Source organism: Marinobacter sp. 1-3A (assembly GCF_016597775.1).
GTDB lineage: Bacteria > Pseudomonadota > Gammaproteobacteria > Pseudomonadales > Oleiphilaceae > Marinobacter > Marinobacter xiaoshiensis.
Genome location: NZ_VCGZ01000011.1, coordinates 145,151 through 159,320 on the forward strand (window position 1 = coordinate 145,151; position 14,170 = coordinate 159,320).

Below are 14,170 nucleotides of genomic sequence, written 5' to 3' on the forward strand. Positions count from 1 at the left end.
ACGATATTACTCGTCGCCTTCGTCCACTTCTTCTGCTTCGATGTCCAACGGACGACCTACCAGCTCAACAAATGCCATAGGGGCATTGTCGCCAGCACGGAAGCCACACTTCAGAATACGAAGGTAACCACCCGGACGCTCATTGTAACGGGGGCCAAGCTCATTAAACAGCTTGGCTACCGCTGCGTCGTCGCGCAGGCGGGAAAACGCCAGACGACGATTCGCTACCGAATCTACTTTGGCGAGCGTGATCAAAGGCTCCGCTACACGACGAAGCTCTTTGGCTTTCGGCAGCGTTGTTTTAATCAGCTCATGACCAACCAGTGACGCAGTCATGTTACGAAACATGGCCTTGCGATGCGCACTGGTCCTGCTGAACTTACGACCACTCTTACGATGACGCATTGCTCTGATTCCTTACCTTAAACTAATCGGCAATCAACCGCCCAGAACCCGGTCGTCGCCGCGAAGGCTAGCCGGTGGCCAGTTATCAAGACGCATCCCCAGAGACAAACCACGGGACGCCAAAACGTCCTTGATCTCCGTGAGCGACTTCTTACCAAGGTTAGGCGTCTTCAACAGCTCAACTTCTGTGCGCTGGATCAGATCACCGATGTAGTAAATATTTTCAGCCTTCAAGCAGTTAGCCGAACGTACCGTCAATTCCAGATCATCAACCGGGCGCAGCAGAATCGGATCAATTTCTTCCTCTTCCTCTACACGCTCAGGCTCTTTTTCATGATCAAAATCGACAAATACTGCCAGTTGCTGCTGGAGAATGGTGGCTGCCCGGCGAATTGCTTCTTCCGGATCAATTGTGCCATTCGTTTCCAGATCAATAACCAGCTTGTCCAGATCGGTACGTTGCTCTACCCGTGCACTTTCCACTGAGTAGGCTACACGGCGAACCGGACTGAAGGTTGCATCCAGCTGCAGGCGGCCGATGGCGCGGGTTTCATCTTCATCGAGACCACGCTGGTCAGCCGGCTCATAGCCGCGACCGCGAGCAACACGCAGACGCATGTTCACTTCACCCTTTTCACTCAGGTGACAGATAACATGATCCGGGTTGGAAATCTCAACGTCGTGATCCAGCTTGATATCACCAGCTGTAACGACGCCCGGGCCTTTCTTACTGAGGGTTAGCTCAGTGTCGTCCCGACCGTTCATTTTGACCGCAACGCCCTTGAGATTCAGAAGAATCTCAATAACGTCTTCCTGGACACCTTCAATCGCGCTGTACTCGTGCAAGACACCGTCAATCTGCGCTTCAGTAACAGCGCAGCCCGGCATCGATGACAAGAGAATGCGGCGAAGTGCACTTCCCAAAGTGTGTCCAAAACCTCTTTCCAGAGGCTCCAGAGTAACTTTGGCACGCATCGCACTCGATTCTTTCACGTCAATGGTACGAGGTGTCAATAACTCTTGTACTGAACGCTGCATAGACGCCCCTATCTACTATCGTTGCTTATCAGGCTTTACTTGGAGTAAAGCTCGACGATGAGGTTCTCGTTGATGTCGGCCGGCAATTCAGTGCGCTCAGGCACTGATTTGTAAACGCCGGACATCTTAGTGGCGTCGACCTCTACCCAGCTCACCGGTGCACGGCTTGCAGACAGTTCCAGGGCGCCTTTAACGCGCAGCTGGTTTCTGGCTTTTTCACGCACGCTCACAACATCGCCTGGCTTGACCTTGTAGGAAGGAATATTCACTACCTTGTCGTTAACCAGAATCGCCTTGTGAGAGACGAGCTGACGGGATTCAGCACGGGTAGAACCAAAACCCATGCGGTATGCAACGTTATCAAGACGCGTTTCAAGAAGTTGCAGCAGGTTTTCACCCGTTGCGCCCTTCAGACGAGCCGCTTCTTTGTAATAGTTGCGGAATTGCTTTTCCAGCACACCGTAAATACGACGAACCTTCTGTTTTTCACGAAGCTGAACGCCATATTCAGACAGACGACCGCGACGTGCGCCGTGCATACCTGGTGGAGTCTCGATGTTGCACTTGGAATCCAGCGCGCGAACACCGCTCTTCAGAAAAAGATCTGTCCCTTCACGACGAGACAGTTTGCATTTCGGGCCTATATAACGAGCCATAATTCACTGTCTCCTGTGTTAGACGCGGCGCTTTTTAGGCGGACGACAGCCGTTATGGGGAATCGGCGTCACATCTGTGATGTTAGTGATCTTGTAGCCGCACGAGTTCAACGCACGAACTGCAGACTCACGTCCGGGCCCGGGACCCTTAACCTCTACGTCCAGGTTTTTAAGGCCGTATTCAGCAGCCGCGTTACCGGCTCTTTCAGCTGCTACCTGCGCAGCAAAAGGTGTGCTCTTACGTGACCCACGAAAACCGGAACCACCAGAAGTGGCCCAGGACAGGACGTTGCCCTGACGGTCAGAAATGGTCACGATCGTGTTGTTGAAGGAAGCGTGTACGTGCGCGACGCCATCAACAACGGTCTTTTTCACCTTTTTACGGGTACGTGTACCTGGCTTTGCCATGTTTGCCTACCTGTTACTTACGAATAGGTTTGCGAGGACCTTTACGGGTGCGTGCGTTGGTCTTTGTGCGCTGACCACGGACGGGAAGTCCATGACGGTGGCGCAGACCACGGTGACATCCGAGATCCTTCAAACGCTTAATGTTCATCTGTACTTCACGACGCAGATCGCCTTCAACGATTACTTTACCCACTTCGGTACGAAGTGTCTCAAGCTGCTCGTCGGACAGGTCTTTGACCTTGACGTCCGGCTTAACACCGGTTGCATCGCAAAGCTTCTGGGCTGTTGTCTTGCCAACACCAAAGATGTAGGTCAGCGAGATAACAGCATGTTTGTGATCGGGTATATTGACACCGGCTATACGTGCCATCCAAATTACTCCGCGTTCAAAGCTTTGCTGTGTGAATTTTCCGCCACAAAAATGGGGCGCGAAATAATAGCGCCTGACTCGGCATCGAGTCAAGCGCCATCATTACGAACCTCTTTTGCAACCAGGTTAGTTCCCGAAGGAATCAGCCCTGACGCTGCTTGTGGCGAGGCTCCGAGCAAATGACTCTTACTGAGCCATTGCGACGAATTACTTTGCAGTTACGGCAAATTTTCTTTACCGAAGCGCGTACTTTCATTGTCGACTCCAGTTTTCAAGGGGAACGGGTGTTACCCGTTCCGTCCATAGCCCTTGAGATTGGATTTCTTCATCAGCGATTCATACTGATGCGACATCAGGTGCGACTGAACCTGCGCCATGAAATCCATCACCACGACTACAACAATCAGCAGTGAGGTGCCGCCCAAATAGAACGGAACATTCCCGGCCACCATCAGAAACTGAGGGAACAGAGAAACTGCTGCAATGTACATTGCACCGAACAGGGTCAGACGAGTCAGAACGCCATCAATGTATTTGGCTGTCTGATCGCCAGGACGAATGCCCGGTATAAACGCGCCAGAGCGCTTGAGATTATCCGCAACTTCTTTCGGGTTATACATCAAAGCTGTATAGAAGAAGCAGAAGAATACCACCGCTGCTGCAAACAGAATAATGTATAACGGCTGGCTTGGCGCCAATGCCTGGGAAATATCACTGAGCCACTCCATGCCTTCACCTTGCCCAAACCACTGCCCGAGCGAAGCCGGAAAAAGCAGGATGGACGAAGCAAAGATGGGCGGGATGACCCCGGCCATATTTACCTTCAAAGGCAAATGACTGGATTGCTGAGCAAACACGCGGCGCCCCTGCTGTCGTTTTGCATAGTTGATAGTCAGACGACGCTGACCACGCTCCATGAACACCACGAAGCCAACTACTGCAATCGCAAGGATACCGATACCCAGAACCACCAACAGGCTCATTTCGCCGTTACGAGCCTGCTCCAGAGTCTGGCCGATTGCGCCGGGGAGACCGGCAACAATGCCTGCAAAAATCAGCAGGGAGATGCCATTACCGACACCCCGCTCAGTAATCTGTTCACCCAGCCACATCATGAAGACAGCACCACTCACAAAAGAGACCACTGCCACAAAGTGGAAGCTGAAACTATCGTTAAAGGTGACGCCCTGAGAGGCCAAACCAACAGAAATACCAAAACCCTGAACCAGAGCCAGGAGAACCGTACCGTAGCGCGTATACTGGCTTATCTTGCGACGACCAGCCTCACCTTCCTTTTTCAGCTGCTCAAGCTGCGGGCTTACCGCAGTCATGAGCTGCATGATAATTGAGGCAGAGATATACGGCATGATACCGAGAGCGAAGATACTCATGCGCTCGAGCGCACCACCTGAGAACATGTTGAACATACTCAGGATCGTGCCCTGATTCTGCTCAAACAGTGCCGCCAAACGGTCGGGGTTAACTCCAGGCACCGGAATGTGGGCACCGATCCGGTACACCAGCAATGCCAGGAAGACAAACCAGAGCCTTGATTTCAGCTCAGCAAGTCCTTTTCCCGCGCCCGCAGGCAATGATGCGTTCTTCGCCATTTAGTCCTCGACTCGCCTTAGTCTTCGACTTTGCCACCCGCGGCAGAAATTGCCTCGCGCGCGCCTTTGGTTACACGAAGTCCCTTTACAGTTACTGCGCGGTCAAGTTCGCCCGACAGGATAACCTTAGCTTCGCGAATTTCTTCGCGGATGATGTCAGCTTTCTTAAGTGCTGCAAGATCCACAATATCGCCTTCAACTTTGGCCAATTCGTTCAGTCGAATTTCGGCAACATAACGCTGTTGGCGCGATGTAAAGCCAAACTTCGGCAGACGACGAGCCAAAGGCTGCTGACCACCCTCGAAACCAGGGGCAACACTGCCACCGGAACGGGATTTCAGACCCTTGTGACCACGACCACCGGTTTTACCGAGGCCGCTACCGATACCACGACCAACACGCTTGCCGGAAGGACGTGAACCGGGCTCTGGACTAAGCTCGTTCAGACGCATCTTAGTTCTCCTCAACCCGAACCAGGTAATTAACCCGGTTGATCATGCCGCGAATAGAAGGGGTATCCTCTACTTCAACGGTATGACCGATTTTACGAAGACCCAGGCCCTTTACACAAAGCTTGTGCTTGGGCTGGCAGCCAATTGGGCTGCGGGTCAGAGTTACTTTGATCGTATTTGCGTTCGCCATGACTTCAACCCAGAATTTCTTCGACGGATTTACCGCGCTTGGCTGCAATATCTTCAGGCGCTTGAGTAGCCTGAAGACCCTTGATGGTGGAACGTACCACGTTCACCGGGTTGGTAGACCCGTAACACTTGGACAGTACGTTCTGAACCCCTGCAACTTCCAACACAGCACGCATTGCACCACCGGCAATAATACCTGTACCTTCAGACGCCGGCTGCATGTACACCTTGGAGCCACCATGCTGGGCCCGCACTGCGTACTGCAGGGTAGTACCGTCGAGCGGAATGTCTACCATGTTCTTACGTGCAGCTTCCATCGCCTTCTGAATCGCAACTGGCACTTCACGTGCCTTGCCGCGGCCAAAGCCAACGCGTCCTTTTCCGTCGCCAACAACGCTCAGCGCGGTGAACGCAAATACGCGACCGCCCTTGACCACTTTAGCAACGCGATTCACCTGAACCAGCTTTTCCTGGAGCTCAGGCGCCTTCTGATCGTTAACGCTCATCTTCTCCACCTCTTAGAATTGCAAGCCAGCTTCACGAGCTGCGTCGGCCAAAGCCTGAACGCGTCCGTGATAACGGTAACCGGAGCGGTCAAATGCAACCTGCTCCACACCTGCCGCCTTGGCACGCTCAGCAATCAGCTGACCAACCTTCTTGGCGGCATCCACGTTACCGGTTGCACCCTGGCGCAATTCCTTATCCAACGTGGAGGCAGTGGCTAAAACCTGGCTGCCATCTGCTGTCGTAACCTGAGCATACATGTGACGCGGAGTGCGGTGAACGCACAAACGTGTCGTACCCAGCTCACGGATCTTCATGCGCACTTTGCGTGCGCGACGCAATCTTTCGTTATTCGCGCTCATAGTCCCGCCTTATTTCTTCTTGGCTTCTTTGCGTCTTACCTGCTCATCCGCATACCGAACACCTTTGCCCTTGTAAGGCTCGGGCGGACGGAACGCGCGGATTTCTGCAGCGACGTGGCCAACCTGTTGCTTGTCGATACCGCGAATAACTACTTCCGTATTGGACGGAGTTTCAACGGTAATCCCCTCGGGCAGCTCATAAGAAACCGGATGAGAAAAACCCAGTGTCAAATTGAGCTTCGTACCTTGCGCCTGGGCCCGATAACCAACACCGACCAGCTGGAGCTTACGCTCGAAGCCTGCGGATACACCGGTCACCATATTGTTGACCAGCGCGCGGGTTGTACCAGCAAGAGCGCGGGACTTTTGGGCACCATCGCGAGCAGCAAAACGCAGAAGATTTTCTTCCTGTTTTACTTCAACCGCTTGGTGAATCGAAAATTCAAGAGCTCCTTTGGAGCCCTTAACACTAATTTCCTGGCCGTTCAGCTTAACCTCAACACCGGAAGGCAGCACGACAGGATTATTGGCAACCCTGGACATGTGATTCTCCTAGAATACGGTGCAGATGACTTCGCCACCCACGCCAGCAGCTCGTGCGGCGCGGTCAGTCATTACGCCCTTGGACGTAGAGACTATCGCGACTCCTAAACCACCGGATACCTTCGGCAGTTCCCCAGCGCCTTTGTACTGACGCAGACTTGGGCGGCTTACCCGCTTAATCTGTTCAATAACCGGCTTGCCACCGAAATACTTGAGCGTGATGGTCAACTCAGGCTTTACATCGGCTGTAACGGAAAAATCTGCAACATAGCCCTCGTCCTTAAGAACCTGGGCTACTGAGATCTTCATTTTTGAAGATGGCATCGTAACGTCTGCTTTCGATGCCATCTGGGCGTTGCGTATACGGGTTACCATATCCGCAAGCGTGTCTTGCATACTCATTGGTATGAGGCTCCTGATCTTTTTAGTTGTGCAGCGGCGCGCCGCACCGCTTACCAACAGGCATCCTGACCTAAGCCAGGATACCTATCTTACCAGCTTGCCTTGGTCAGGCCCGGAACGTCGCCACGCATGCCGTATTCACGGAGCTTAATCCGTGAAAGTTCGAACTTGCGCAGAACGCCATGGGGACGACCAGTCACCTGGCAACGATTACGAAGACGCGATGGAGAAGCATCACGAGGAAGCTGCTGGAGCTTCATCTGTGCATCCCAACGGTCATCATCGCTGGTATTTGGGTTCTTGATAATCGCCTTGAGCTCAGCACGCTTCGCTGCAAATTTCGCAACGGTTTGTTCGCGCTTCAGCTCACGGTTTTTCATTGAAACCTTAGCCATTACTCTCGTTCCTTTATTTCTTGAACGGAAAGCCGAAAGCTTTCAGCAGCTCGCGACCTTCGTCGTCGGTACGGGCACTGGTGGTAATGGTGATATCCAGCCCGCGGATCTTGTCGACTTTGTCGTACTCGATCTCCGGGAAGATGATCTGCTCACGCACACCCATGCTGTAGTTACCGCGCCCGTCAAAGGACTTGGGATTAAGACCACGGAAGTCACGAATACGGGGAACCGCAATGTGAACCAGGCGATCAAAGAAATCCCACATACGCTCACCGCGCAGGGTAACTTTACAACCGATCGGCCATCCTTCACGGATTTTGAAACCCGCAACGGACTTACGCGCTGTAGTAACAACCACTTTTTGTCCTGCCAGGCGCTCTAAATCTGCCACAGCATTCTCAATCAGCTTTTTGTCACCGACAGCTTCGCCGACACCCATGTTCAGGGTAATCTTTTCGATACGCGGCACCTGCATGACGTTCTTGAAACCGAACTCTTTCTGCAGGGCGGGTACCACTTCCTTGCTGTACTGCTCTTTCATGTTAAGCATCGTAACCACCACCGCTTACTGGTTATCGACAGCTTCTTTCGTAGCTTTGAAGATCCGCGTCTTCGCCCCGTCTTCCTTGATCTGGAAGCCAACACGATCGGCCTTGCCGGTCTGCGGATTAAAAATAGCTACGTTGGAAGCCTGGATAGGCGCTTCTTTTTCGACGATGCCACCGGGGGTGCCCAACATCGGGTTTGGTTTGGTGTGCTTCTTCATCATATTGATGCCAGAAACAATTACCTTGCCATCGTCCTGAACTTTCAGAACTTTACCACGTTTGCCTTTGTCTTTCCCCGTAGTGACGATTACTTCGTCATCTCGTTTAATCTTTTTCATAACCGGCCTCTGGTCCTTTAAAGTACTTCGGGTGCCAGTGAGATAATTTTCATGAACTTTTCGTTTCGCAGTTCACGGGTAACCGGTCCGAAGATACGGGTACCAATGGGTGCGTCCTGATTGTTCAGAAGTACAGCCGCGTTGCCGTCGAAACGGATAAGCGACCCATCGGGACGGCGAACACCCTTGCGGGTGCGCACTACTACAGCCTTCAGGACCTGGCCTTTCTTCACTTTTCCGCGGGGGATGGCTTCCTTAACGGTCACCTTGATGATATCCCCAATGGCGGCGTAACGCCGGTGTGAACCGCCCAGGACCTTGATGCACATCACCTGACGCGCACCACTGTTATCCGCGACTTCAAGCATTGTCTGAGTCTGAATCATGGTTGTTCTCCGGGCGAATTACACCTTGGATGCATGTTCAGTGACTTCCACCAGGGCCCAGCTTTTGGTCTTGGAGACCGGGCGGGTTTCCTGAATGGTCACAGTGTCACCGATATTGCACTGGTTGCTCTCATCGTGAGCATGGATCTTGGTTGAACGCTTCATGTACTTACCGTACAGAGGGTGCTTTACCTGACGCTCGACCAACACCACGATGGATTTCTCCATCTTGTTGCTCACGACCTTGCCGCTAAGAGTTCTGGCAGTTTGGGTAGCTTCGGTCATGTCACTTTCCTGCCTTTTCGTTCAATACTGTTTTCACACGAGCAATGTCGCGCTTCACCCCGGCGAGAAGGTGAGACTGATTGAGCTGACCAGTAGCCTTGCGCATGCGCAGGTTGAACTGCTCCTTCAGGAGATCGATCAGCTCCTTATTCAGCTCCGCGGCTGATTTTTCACGCAGCTCTGTTGCTTTCATCACATCACCGTCCTCGTTACGAAGGTGGTCTGTACTGGCAGCTTAGCCGCTGCGAGTGTGAAGGCTTCGCGTGCGATATCTTCAGAAACACCTTCCATCTCGTAGAGCATCCGGCCTGGCTGAATTTCAGCCACCCAGTACTCGACAGAACCCTTACCTTTACCCATACGTACTTCAAGCGGCTTACCGGTGATCGGCTTGTCCGGGAACACCCGGATCCAGATCTTCCCGCCACGCTTGATCTTACGCGTCATGGTACGACGTGCCGCTTCAATCTGGCGCGCAGTTATACGCCCGCGAGTCGTCGCTTTCAATCCGTATTCACCGAAGCTCACCTTGTTGGCGCGGTGAGCAAGACCGGTATTACGGCCCTTCATTACCTTGCGAAATTTGGTGCGTTTTGGTTGCAGCATAAGATTGCCCCTTTACTTAGAACCTTTCTTCCCAGAGGCTTTCTTGTCAGCACGGACCTGTTCCATACCACCAAGAATCTCACCTTTGAAGATCCATACCTTGACGCCAATAATGCCGTAAGTGGTATGCGCTTCGTAGGTTGCGTAATCAATATCTGCACGCAGAGTGTGCAGCGGAACGCGACCTTCACGATACCACTCGGAACGCGCAATTTCGGCACCCCCGAGACGACCACCAACCTGAATCTTGATGCCTTTGGCTCCCTGACGCATAGCGTTCTGTACCGCGCGCTTCATAGCGCGACGGAACATCACACGACGCTCCAGCTGTCCGGCAACGTTTTGCGCTACCAGGCGAGCATCCAGATCCGGCTTGCGGACTTCTTCGATGTTGATGTGCACAGGCACACCCATCATCTCGCCGACTTCACGACGCAGACGATCAACATCTTCACCCTTCTTACCGATAACTATACCGGGGCGGGCAGTATGGATCGTGATACGTGCGTTCTGAGCAGGGCGCTCGATCACAATCTTGCTAACAGACGCCTTAACCAGACGCTTGTCGAGGAATTCGCGAACCTGAATATCGTTCAACAGGTTCTTTGCGTATTCCTTTTTATCGGCATACCAAACTGAGTTGTGCTCTTTAATCACACCCAGGCGGAAGCCGATTGGATTTACTTTATGACCCATCTGAGCATCTCCTACTTGTCGGCGACCTTGACGGTGATATGACAGGTGCGCTTCATAATTCTGTCAGCGCGCCCCTTGGCTCTAGCCTTGATCCGCTTGAGCGTCGGGCCTTCATCCACCATAACGGTGGAAACCCGCAATTCGTCAACGTCCAGACCTTCGTTGTGCTCAGCGTTAGCGATGGCGGACTCAAGAGCTTTCTTGATAATCACCGCCGCCTTCTTAGGGCTGAAAGTCAGAATGTTCAGGGCGTCCTCAACCGGCTTGCCGCGGACTTGGTCGGCGACAAGACGTGCTTTCTGAGCTGAGAGGCGAGCGCCCTTATACTTGGCTGCTACTTCCATTTCTATTCCCCTCACAATCAGCGTTTAGCTTTCTTGTCGGCCGCGTGGCCACGATAAGTGCGCGTTGCCGCGAACTCTCCCAGTTTATGCCCGACCATATCTTCGGTGACAAAAACCGGCACGTGTTGCCTGCCGTTATGGACTGCAATGGTCAAGCCTACAAACTCCGGGAAAATCGTGGAACGACGCGACCAGGTTTTAATTGGTCGTTTGTCGTTCGCTTCCAGAGCTGCCTCGACCTTCTTCAACAGATGCAGGTCTATGAATGGACCTTTCTTTAAAGAACGTGGCACAGCATTTACCTCTATGTGGTCGTTTACTTGGCTGAACGACGACGTACTATCATTTTGTCAGTACGCTTGTTCTTACGAGTCTTATGCCCTTTGGTCGGAATACCCCAAGGAGTAACTGGGTGACGTCCGCCAGAGGTACGCCCTTCACCACCACCGTGTGGGTGGTCAACTGGGTTCATAGCCACACCACGAACCGTTGGGCGCTTACCGCGCCAACGTGATGCACCCGCTTTGCCAAGCCGCTTGAGACTGTGCTCACTGTTGGATACTTCACCCAACGTAGCACGGCAATCTACAAGCACCTTTCGCATTTCACCTGAGCGCAGACGGATGGTCGCATAAGCACCTTCCCGAGCTACAAGTTGCACGGATGCGCCCGCAGAGCGAGCCAGCTGTGCACCTTTACCAGGCTTGAGCTCAACGCAATGGATCACAGAACCAACCGGCATGTTCCGGAGGGGCAATGTGCTTCCAACCTTAATAGGCGCGTCGATTCCTGAGCGCACAGGCTCGCCGATCTGCATACCCTTGGGAGCGATAATGTAACGACGCTCGCCATCGGCGTATTTGATCAGCGCGATGTGCGCAGAGCGGTTCGGATCGTATTCAATGCGCTCGATTGTCGCAGGAATACCATCTTTGGTCCGCTTGAAGTCTATTATGCGGTAGTGCTGCTTGTGGCCACCACCAATATGACGGGTAGTGATACGGCCGTTGTTGTTACGACCACCCGACTTGCTTTGCGATTCGACCAACGGTTCGTAAGGGCGCCCTTTGTGTAAATCTGGGTTGTACAGCTTTACAACGTGACGGCGTCCGGCTGATGTTGGCTTGGTTTTGACGATCGGCATATTACGACCCCTTTACCTTATTCCACATCCAGAAAATCGATGTCCTGACCTTCAGCCAGCTTTACATAAGCCTTACGAATGTCATTACGCTTGCCGAACCCGCGGGCAGTGCGCTTAAGCTTGCCCTTACGATTCAGAACCTGAACACCTTCTACGGTGACGTTGAACAGTTGCTCAACAGCTTTTCTGATCTCCGGCTTGGTGGCGTCCGGGGCGACCCGGAAAACAACCTGTCCATGCTCGGCGACCATTGAAGCCTTCTCCGATACGTGAGGCCCCAAAAGGACCTTATAAATACGTTCCTGATTCATCCCAGCATCTCCTCGATCTTCTTCAGAGCGGGAACAGTTACCACGACCTTTTCGTAAGCAACCAAGCTAACCGGATCCAGACCCGCAACATCACGTACATCTACGTGAGGCACGTTGCGGGAAGCCAGGTGCAAGTTATGCTCCAGACTTTCTGTCAGGATCAAGGCATTGGAAAGGCCCAGATCTGCCAGCTTGGACGTGAAGGCCTTGGTCTTTGGCGCATCGACTGCAAAGTCGTCAACCAAAACCAGGCGCTCCTGACGAACCAACTCGGAGAAAATAGAGCACATCGCGGCACGATACATCTTGCGGTTAACTTTCTGCTCAAAGCTGCGAGGCTTGGCAGCGAAAGTTACACCACCGGAGCGCCAGATAGGGCTACGGATAGTACCGGCACGAGCGCGACCTGTACCCTTCTGACGCCAGGGCTTCTTACCGCCACCACTGACTTCTGAACGGGTTTTCTGAGCCTTGGTCCCCTGACGGCCAGCTGCCATATAAGCAGTCACAACCTGGTGAACCAGAGCTTCGTTAAAATCTTTGGCAAATGCAGCTTCGGAAACAGAGATTCCCTTGCCACTACCTGTAATAGTCAATTCCATCGAACCGCTCCTCAGGCTTTAAGTGCAGGCTTGATGACAACATCACTGCCAGTTGCGCCGGGGACGGCACCACTAATCAGCAGGAGGTTGCGCTCGGCGTCGACACGGACAACTTTAAGGTTCTGCACAGTTACTTGCGCATTACCCATCTGGCCCGCCATCTTTTTGCCCTTGAATACCTTGCCCGGAGTCTGGTTCTGACCAATAGAACCCGGAGCACGATGCGATAGGGAGTTACCATGCGTTGCGTCCTGCATGGCAAAGTTCCAGCGCTTAACGCCACCCTGGAAACCCTTACCCTTGGATTGACCGGTGGCATCCACAAGCTGACCGTCTTCAAAGACAGTTGCAGCAATTTCGCCGCCAGCAGCCAGGTCTTCGCCTTCGCCATCTGCCAGTCGAAACTCCCAAACTCCCCGACCCGCCTCTACGCCGGCCTTGGCAAAATGACCTGCCTCAGCTTTGGTAACGCGTGATGCACGACGAGCGCCCACAGTCACCTGAACAGCGCGATAGCCATCATTCTCAAGAGTTTTGAGCTGAGTAATGCGGTTAGGATCAACCTCAATTACCGTAACAGGCAAAGCCTGTCCGTCTTCCGTAAATATACGGGTCATACCAGCCTTACGGCCGACAACACCAATTGCCATGTTTCACCTCTAAGTGTACGGGGCTCTCACCCTCTATGGCCTTAGGACAGTTACACAGATCAATACCGGGTGGTATTAACCGAGGCTAATCTGAACGTCTACACCTGCTGCCAGGTCCAACTTCATCAAAGCATCTACTGTCTTTTCCGTTGGCTCAACAATGTCGAGCAAACGCTTATGAGTACGAATTTCATACTGATCGCGCGCATCTTTATTGACGTGCGGGGAAACCAGAATTGTGTACTTCTCCTTCCGCGTCGGCAGAGGGATAGGTCCACGCACTTGAGCGCCGGTCCGCTTAGCGGTATCGACAATCTCCTGCGTTGACTGGTCGATAAGGCGATAATCAAACGCCTTCAACCTGATTCGAATCTTTTGGCTTTGCATGTTGCACCAAACTCCACTCGTAGCAGCTACTGAACTAGTAAGCCGACCTTCAAAAAAAGGAGCCGCATTGTATGCATAATACCCAACCCTGTCAACAGGGATGACTGCTGACCAGATCGGGAGAAGCGGTTGCGACAGAAACCGAAAAAGGGGCTGACCAAGTCAGCCCCTTTTCCTGATGCAACGAGCGTCTTACTCGATGATCTTGGCGACTACGCCGGCACCAACGGTACGACCGCCTTCGCGAATCGCGAAGCGCAGGCCATCTTCCATGGCGATCGGAGCAATCAACGTTACTTCCATCTGAACGTTGTCACCAGGCATAACCATTTCCACGCCTTCCGGCAATTCACAGGAACCAGTTACGTCAGTCGTACGGAAGTAGAACTGAGGACGGTAGCCCTTGAAGAACGGAGTGTGACGACCACCCTCATCCTTGCTCAGTACGTATACTTCACACTCGAACTTGGTGTGCGGCTTGATGCTGCCCGGCTTACACAGAACCTGACCACGCTCAACGTCGTCACGCTTGGTAC

The 14,170-nt window shown here is 53.0% G+C and carries 28 protein-coding genes and 1 pseudogene; all 29 read right to left on the minus strand.

Annotated elements, in window-relative coordinates; genetic code table 11:
- Positions 1 to 6: 6 nt before the first annotated feature.
- Positions 7 to 405 (minus strand): 50S ribosomal protein L17, encoded by a 399-nt coding sequence (gene rplQ / locus FE848_RS16250; protein ID WP_200204912.1) that lies wholly within the window; start codon positions 403 to 405, stop codon positions 7 to 9.
- A 33-nt stretch (positions 406 to 438) separates the two neighbouring features.
- Positions 439 to 1,443 (minus strand): DNA-directed RNA polymerase subunit alpha, encoded by a 1,005-nt coding sequence (locus FE848_RS16255; RefSeq protein WP_200204913.1) that lies wholly within the window; start codon positions 1,441 to 1,443, stop codon positions 439 to 441.
- 35 nt (positions 1,444 to 1,478) lie between these two features.
- The gene (gene rpsD, locus FE848_RS16260) at positions 1,479 to 2,099 is read right to left on the minus strand and encodes a 30S ribosomal protein S4 (protein ID WP_200204914.1); all 621 of its coding nucleotides are present in this window, start codon (positions 2,097 to 2,099) and stop codon (positions 1,479 to 1,481) included.
- Between the two features lie 18 nt (positions 2,100 to 2,117).
- On the minus strand, positions 2,118 to 2,507 hold the full coding sequence (gene rpsK, locus FE848_RS16265; RefSeq protein ID WP_100641182.1) for a 30S ribosomal protein S11: 390 nt from the start codon (positions 2,505 to 2,507) through the stop codon (positions 2,118 to 2,120).
- A 13-nt stretch (positions 2,508 to 2,520) separates the two neighbouring features.
- Entirely contained in the window at positions 2,521 to 2,877 is a 357-nt protein-coding gene (gene rpsM / locus FE848_RS16270; protein WP_200204915.1) for a 30S ribosomal protein S13, read from the minus strand.
- Between the two features lie 142 nt (positions 2,878 to 3,019).
- A complete protein-coding gene (rpmJ, locus tag FE848_RS16275) occupies positions 3,020 to 3,133 on the minus strand; it encodes a 50S ribosomal protein L36 (protein ID WP_008174902.1) in 114 nt (37 codons plus the stop codon).
- Positions 3,134 to 3,164: 31 nt separating this feature from the next.
- Positions 3,165 to 4,487, minus strand: a complete 1,323-nt coding sequence (secY, locus tag FE848_RS16280) for a preprotein translocase subunit SecY (RefSeq protein WP_200204916.1) — start codon at positions 4,485 to 4,487, stop codon at positions 3,165 to 3,167.
- 17 nt (positions 4,488 to 4,504) lie between these two features.
- Positions 4,505 to 4,939: a 50S ribosomal protein L15 gene (gene rplO, locus FE848_RS16285; protein ID WP_200204917.1), complete on the minus strand. Its 435-nt coding sequence runs from the start codon at positions 4,937 to 4,939 to the stop codon at positions 4,505 to 4,507.
- A gap of 1 nt (position 4,940) precedes the next feature.
- Complete coding sequence (rpmD, locus tag FE848_RS16290) at positions 4,941 to 5,129, minus strand: 50S ribosomal protein L30 (RefSeq protein ID WP_200204918.1); 189 nt, start codon at positions 5,127 to 5,129, stop codon at positions 4,941 to 4,943.
- A gap of 4 nt (positions 5,130 to 5,133) precedes the next feature.
- The gene (gene rpsE / locus FE848_RS16295) at positions 5,134 to 5,634 is read right to left on the minus strand and encodes a 30S ribosomal protein S5 (protein ID WP_144780214.1); all 501 of its coding nucleotides are present in this window, start codon (positions 5,632 to 5,634) and stop codon (positions 5,134 to 5,136) included.
- Positions 5,635 to 5,646: 12 nt separating this feature from the next.
- Entirely contained in the window at positions 5,647 to 5,994 is a 348-nt protein-coding gene (gene rplR, locus FE848_RS16300; protein ID WP_100641175.1) for a 50S ribosomal protein L18, read from the minus strand.
- Positions 5,995 to 6,003: 9 nt separating this feature from the next.
- Positions 6,004 to 6,537 carry a 50S ribosomal protein L6 gene (gene rplF, locus FE848_RS16305; protein ID WP_200204919.1) on the minus strand — a complete coding sequence of 178 codons (534 nt, stop codon included), beginning with the start codon at positions 6,535 to 6,537 and terminating at the stop codon, positions 6,004 to 6,006.
- A gap of 9 nt (positions 6,538 to 6,546) precedes the next feature.
- Positions 6,547 to 6,939: a 30S ribosomal protein S8 gene (gene rpsH / locus FE848_RS16310; RefSeq protein WP_200204920.1), complete on the minus strand. Its 393-nt coding sequence runs from the start codon at positions 6,937 to 6,939 to the stop codon at positions 6,547 to 6,549.
- 89 nt (positions 6,940 to 7,028) lie between these two features.
- Positions 7,029 to 7,334, minus strand: a complete 306-nt coding sequence (rpsN, locus tag FE848_RS16315; protein WP_041341451.1) for a 30S ribosomal protein S14 — start codon at positions 7,332 to 7,334, stop codon at positions 7,029 to 7,031.
- A gap of 13 nt (positions 7,335 to 7,347) precedes the next feature.
- Positions 7,348 to 7,878, minus strand: coding sequence for a 50S ribosomal protein L5 (gene rplE / locus FE848_RS16320; protein WP_410805192.1), 531 nt, complete (start codon positions 7,876 to 7,878; stop codon positions 7,348 to 7,350).
- Positions 7,879 to 7,902: 24 nt separating this feature from the next.
- Positions 7,903 to 8,223, minus strand: coding sequence for a 50S ribosomal protein L24 (gene rplX, locus FE848_RS16325; RefSeq protein ID WP_144780220.1), 321 nt, complete (start codon positions 8,221 to 8,223; stop codon positions 7,903 to 7,905).
- Between the two features lie 17 nt (positions 8,224 to 8,240).
- Positions 8,241 to 8,609, minus strand: coding sequence for a 50S ribosomal protein L14 (gene rplN, locus FE848_RS16330; protein WP_200204921.1), 369 nt, complete (start codon positions 8,607 to 8,609; stop codon positions 8,241 to 8,243).
- Positions 8,610 to 8,627: 18 nt separating this feature from the next.
- Positions 8,628 to 8,894 carry a 30S ribosomal protein S17 gene (rpsQ, locus tag FE848_RS16335; RefSeq protein ID WP_071267344.1) on the minus strand — a complete coding sequence of 89 codons (267 nt, stop codon included), beginning with the start codon at positions 8,892 to 8,894 and terminating at the stop codon, positions 8,628 to 8,630.
- 1 nt (position 8,895) lies between these two features.
- Complete coding sequence (gene rpmC / locus FE848_RS16340; protein ID WP_096784142.1) at positions 8,896 to 9,087, minus strand: 50S ribosomal protein L29; 192 nt, start codon at positions 9,085 to 9,087, stop codon at positions 8,896 to 8,898.
- Entirely contained in the window at positions 9,087 to 9,500 is a 414-nt protein-coding gene (gene rplP, locus FE848_RS16345; RefSeq protein ID WP_100641166.1) for a 50S ribosomal protein L16, read from the minus strand. Before rplP ends, rpmC begins: the two co-directional genes overlap by 1 nt.
- A gap of 12 nt (positions 9,501 to 9,512) precedes the next feature.
- Positions 9,513 to 10,196: a 30S ribosomal protein S3 gene (gene rpsC, locus FE848_RS16350; protein ID WP_200204922.1), complete on the minus strand. Its 684-nt coding sequence runs from the start codon at positions 10,194 to 10,196 to the stop codon at positions 9,513 to 9,515.
- Positions 10,197 to 10,207: 11 nt separating this feature from the next.
- Positions 10,208 to 10,540, minus strand: coding sequence for a 50S ribosomal protein L22 (gene rplV, locus FE848_RS16355; RefSeq protein ID WP_100641162.1), 333 nt, complete (start codon positions 10,538 to 10,540; stop codon positions 10,208 to 10,210).
- Positions 10,541 to 10,557: 17 nt separating this feature from the next.
- Entirely contained in the window at positions 10,558 to 10,833 is a 276-nt protein-coding gene (gene rpsS, locus FE848_RS16360; RefSeq protein ID WP_200204923.1) for a 30S ribosomal protein S19, read from the minus strand.
- Between the two features lie 23 nt (positions 10,834 to 10,856).
- Positions 10,857 to 11,684, minus strand: coding sequence for a 50S ribosomal protein L2 (rplB, locus tag FE848_RS16365; protein ID WP_200204924.1), 828 nt, complete (start codon positions 11,682 to 11,684; stop codon positions 10,857 to 10,859).
- Between the two features lie 17 nt (positions 11,685 to 11,701).
- Complete coding sequence (rplW, locus tag FE848_RS16370; protein ID WP_200204925.1) at positions 11,702 to 11,995, minus strand: 50S ribosomal protein L23; 294 nt, start codon at positions 11,993 to 11,995, stop codon at positions 11,702 to 11,704.
- On the minus strand, positions 11,992 to 12,597 hold the full coding sequence (rplD, locus tag FE848_RS16375) for a 50S ribosomal protein L4 (RefSeq protein WP_200204926.1): 606 nt from the start codon (positions 12,595 to 12,597) through the stop codon (positions 11,992 to 11,994). The genes rplW and rplD overlap by 4 nt, the downstream gene beginning before the upstream one ends.
- A gap of 11 nt (positions 12,598 to 12,608) precedes the next feature.
- Positions 12,609 to 13,247 carry a 50S ribosomal protein L3 gene (rplC, locus tag FE848_RS16380; protein ID WP_200204927.1) on the minus strand — a complete coding sequence of 213 codons (639 nt, stop codon included), beginning with the start codon at positions 13,245 to 13,247 and terminating at the stop codon, positions 12,609 to 12,611.
- Positions 13,248 to 13,322: 75 nt separating this feature from the next.
- Positions 13,323 to 13,634 (minus strand): 30S ribosomal protein S10, encoded by a 312-nt coding sequence (gene rpsJ, locus FE848_RS16385; RefSeq protein ID WP_041341420.1) that lies wholly within the window; start codon positions 13,632 to 13,634, stop codon positions 13,323 to 13,325.
- A 192-nt stretch (positions 13,635 to 13,826) separates the two neighbouring features.
- A pseudogene (gene tuf, locus FE848_RS16390) lies at positions 13,827 to 14,170 on the minus strand (elongation factor Tu); the annotation flags it as partial.

Coding starts and splice junctions, on each gene's coding strand:
- rplQ (WP_200204912.1), bottom strand. CDS start 405: ATGCGTCATCGTAAGAGTGGTCGTAAGTTCAGCAGGACCAGTGCGCAT.
- FE848_RS16255 (WP_200204913.1), bottom strand. CDS start 1,443: ATGCAGCGTTCAGTACAAGAGTTATTGACACCTCGTACCATTGACGTG.
- rpsD (WP_200204914.1), bottom strand. CDS start 2,099: ATGGCTCGTTATATAGGCCCGAAATGCAAACTGTCTCGTCGTGAAGGG.
- rpsK (WP_100641182.1), bottom strand. CDS start 2,507: ATGGCAAAGCCAGGTACACGTACCCGTAAAAAGGTGAAAAAGACCGTT.
- rpsM (WP_200204915.1), bottom strand. CDS start 2,877: ATGGCACGTATAGCCGGTGTCAATATACCCGATCACAAACATGCTGTT.
- rpmJ (WP_008174902.1), bottom strand. CDS start 3,133: ATGAAAGTACGCGCTTCGGTAAAGAAAATTTGCCGTAACTGCAAAGTA.
- secY (WP_200204916.1), bottom strand. CDS start 4,487: ATGGCGAAGAACGCATCATTGCCTGCGGGCGCGGGAAAAGGACTTGCT.
- rplO (WP_200204917.1), bottom strand. CDS start 4,939: ATGCGTCTGAACGAGCTTAGTCCAGAGCCCGGTTCACGTCCTTCCGGC.
- rpmD (WP_200204918.1), bottom strand. CDS start 5,129: ATGGCGAACGCAAATACGATCAAAGTAACTCTGACCCGCAGCCCAATT.
- rpsE (WP_144780214.1), bottom strand. CDS start 5,634: ATGAGCGTTAACGATCAGAAGGCGCCTGAGCTCCAGGAAAAGCTGGTT.
- rplR (WP_100641175.1), bottom strand. CDS start 5,994: ATGAGCGCGAATAACGAAAGATTGCGTCGCGCACGCAAAGTGCGCATG.
- rplF (WP_200204919.1), bottom strand. CDS start 6,537: ATGTCCAGGGTTGCCAATAATCCTGTCGTGCTGCCTTCCGGTGTTGAG.
- rpsH (WP_200204920.1), bottom strand. CDS start 6,939: ATGAGTATGCAAGACACGCTTGCGGATATGGTAACCCGTATACGCAAC.
- rpsN (WP_041341451.1), bottom strand. CDS start 7,334: ATGGCTAAGGTTTCAATGAAAAACCGTGAGCTGAAGCGCGAACAAACC.
- rplE (WP_410805192.1), bottom strand. CDS start 7,878: ATGAAAGAGCAGTACAGCAAGGAAGTGGTACCCGCCCTGCAGAAAGAG.
- rplX (WP_144780220.1), bottom strand. CDS start 8,223: ATGAAAAAGATTAAACGAGATGACGAAGTAATCGTCACTACGGGGAAA.
- rplN (WP_200204921.1), bottom strand. CDS start 8,609: ATGATTCAGACTCAGACAATGCTTGAAGTCGCGGATAACAGTGGTGCG.
- rpsQ (WP_071267344.1), bottom strand. CDS start 8,894: ATGACCGAAGCTACCCAAACTGCCAGAACTCTTAGCGGCAAGGTCGTG.
- rpmC (WP_096784142.1), bottom strand. CDS start 9,087: ATGAAAGCAACAGAGCTGCGTGAAAAATCAGCCGCGGAGCTGAATAAG.
- rplP (WP_100641166.1), bottom strand. CDS start 9,500: ATGCTGCAACCAAAACGCACCAAATTTCGCAAGGTAATGAAGGGCCGT.
- rpsC (WP_200204922.1), bottom strand. CDS start 10,196: ATGGGTCATAAAGTAAATCCAATCGGCTTCCGCCTGGGTGTGATTAAA.
- rplV (WP_100641162.1), bottom strand. CDS start 10,540: ATGGAAGTAGCAGCCAAGTATAAGGGCGCTCGCCTCTCAGCTCAGAAA.
- rplB (WP_200204924.1), bottom strand. CDS start 11,684: ATGCCGATCGTCAAAACCAAGCCAACATCAGCCGGACGCCGTCACGTT.
- rplW (WP_200204925.1), bottom strand. CDS start 11,995: ATGAATCAGGAACGTATTTATAAGGTCCTTTTGGGGCCTCACGTATCG.
- rplD (WP_200204926.1), bottom strand. CDS start 12,597: ATGGAATTGACTATTACAGGTAGTGGCAAGGGAATCTCTGTTTCCGAA.
- rplC (WP_200204927.1), bottom strand. CDS start 13,247: ATGGCAATTGGTGTTGTCGGCCGTAAGGCTGGTATGACCCGTATATTT.
- rpsJ (WP_041341420.1), bottom strand. CDS start 13,634: ATGCAAAGCCAAAAGATTCGAATCAGGTTGAAGGCGTTTGATTATCGC.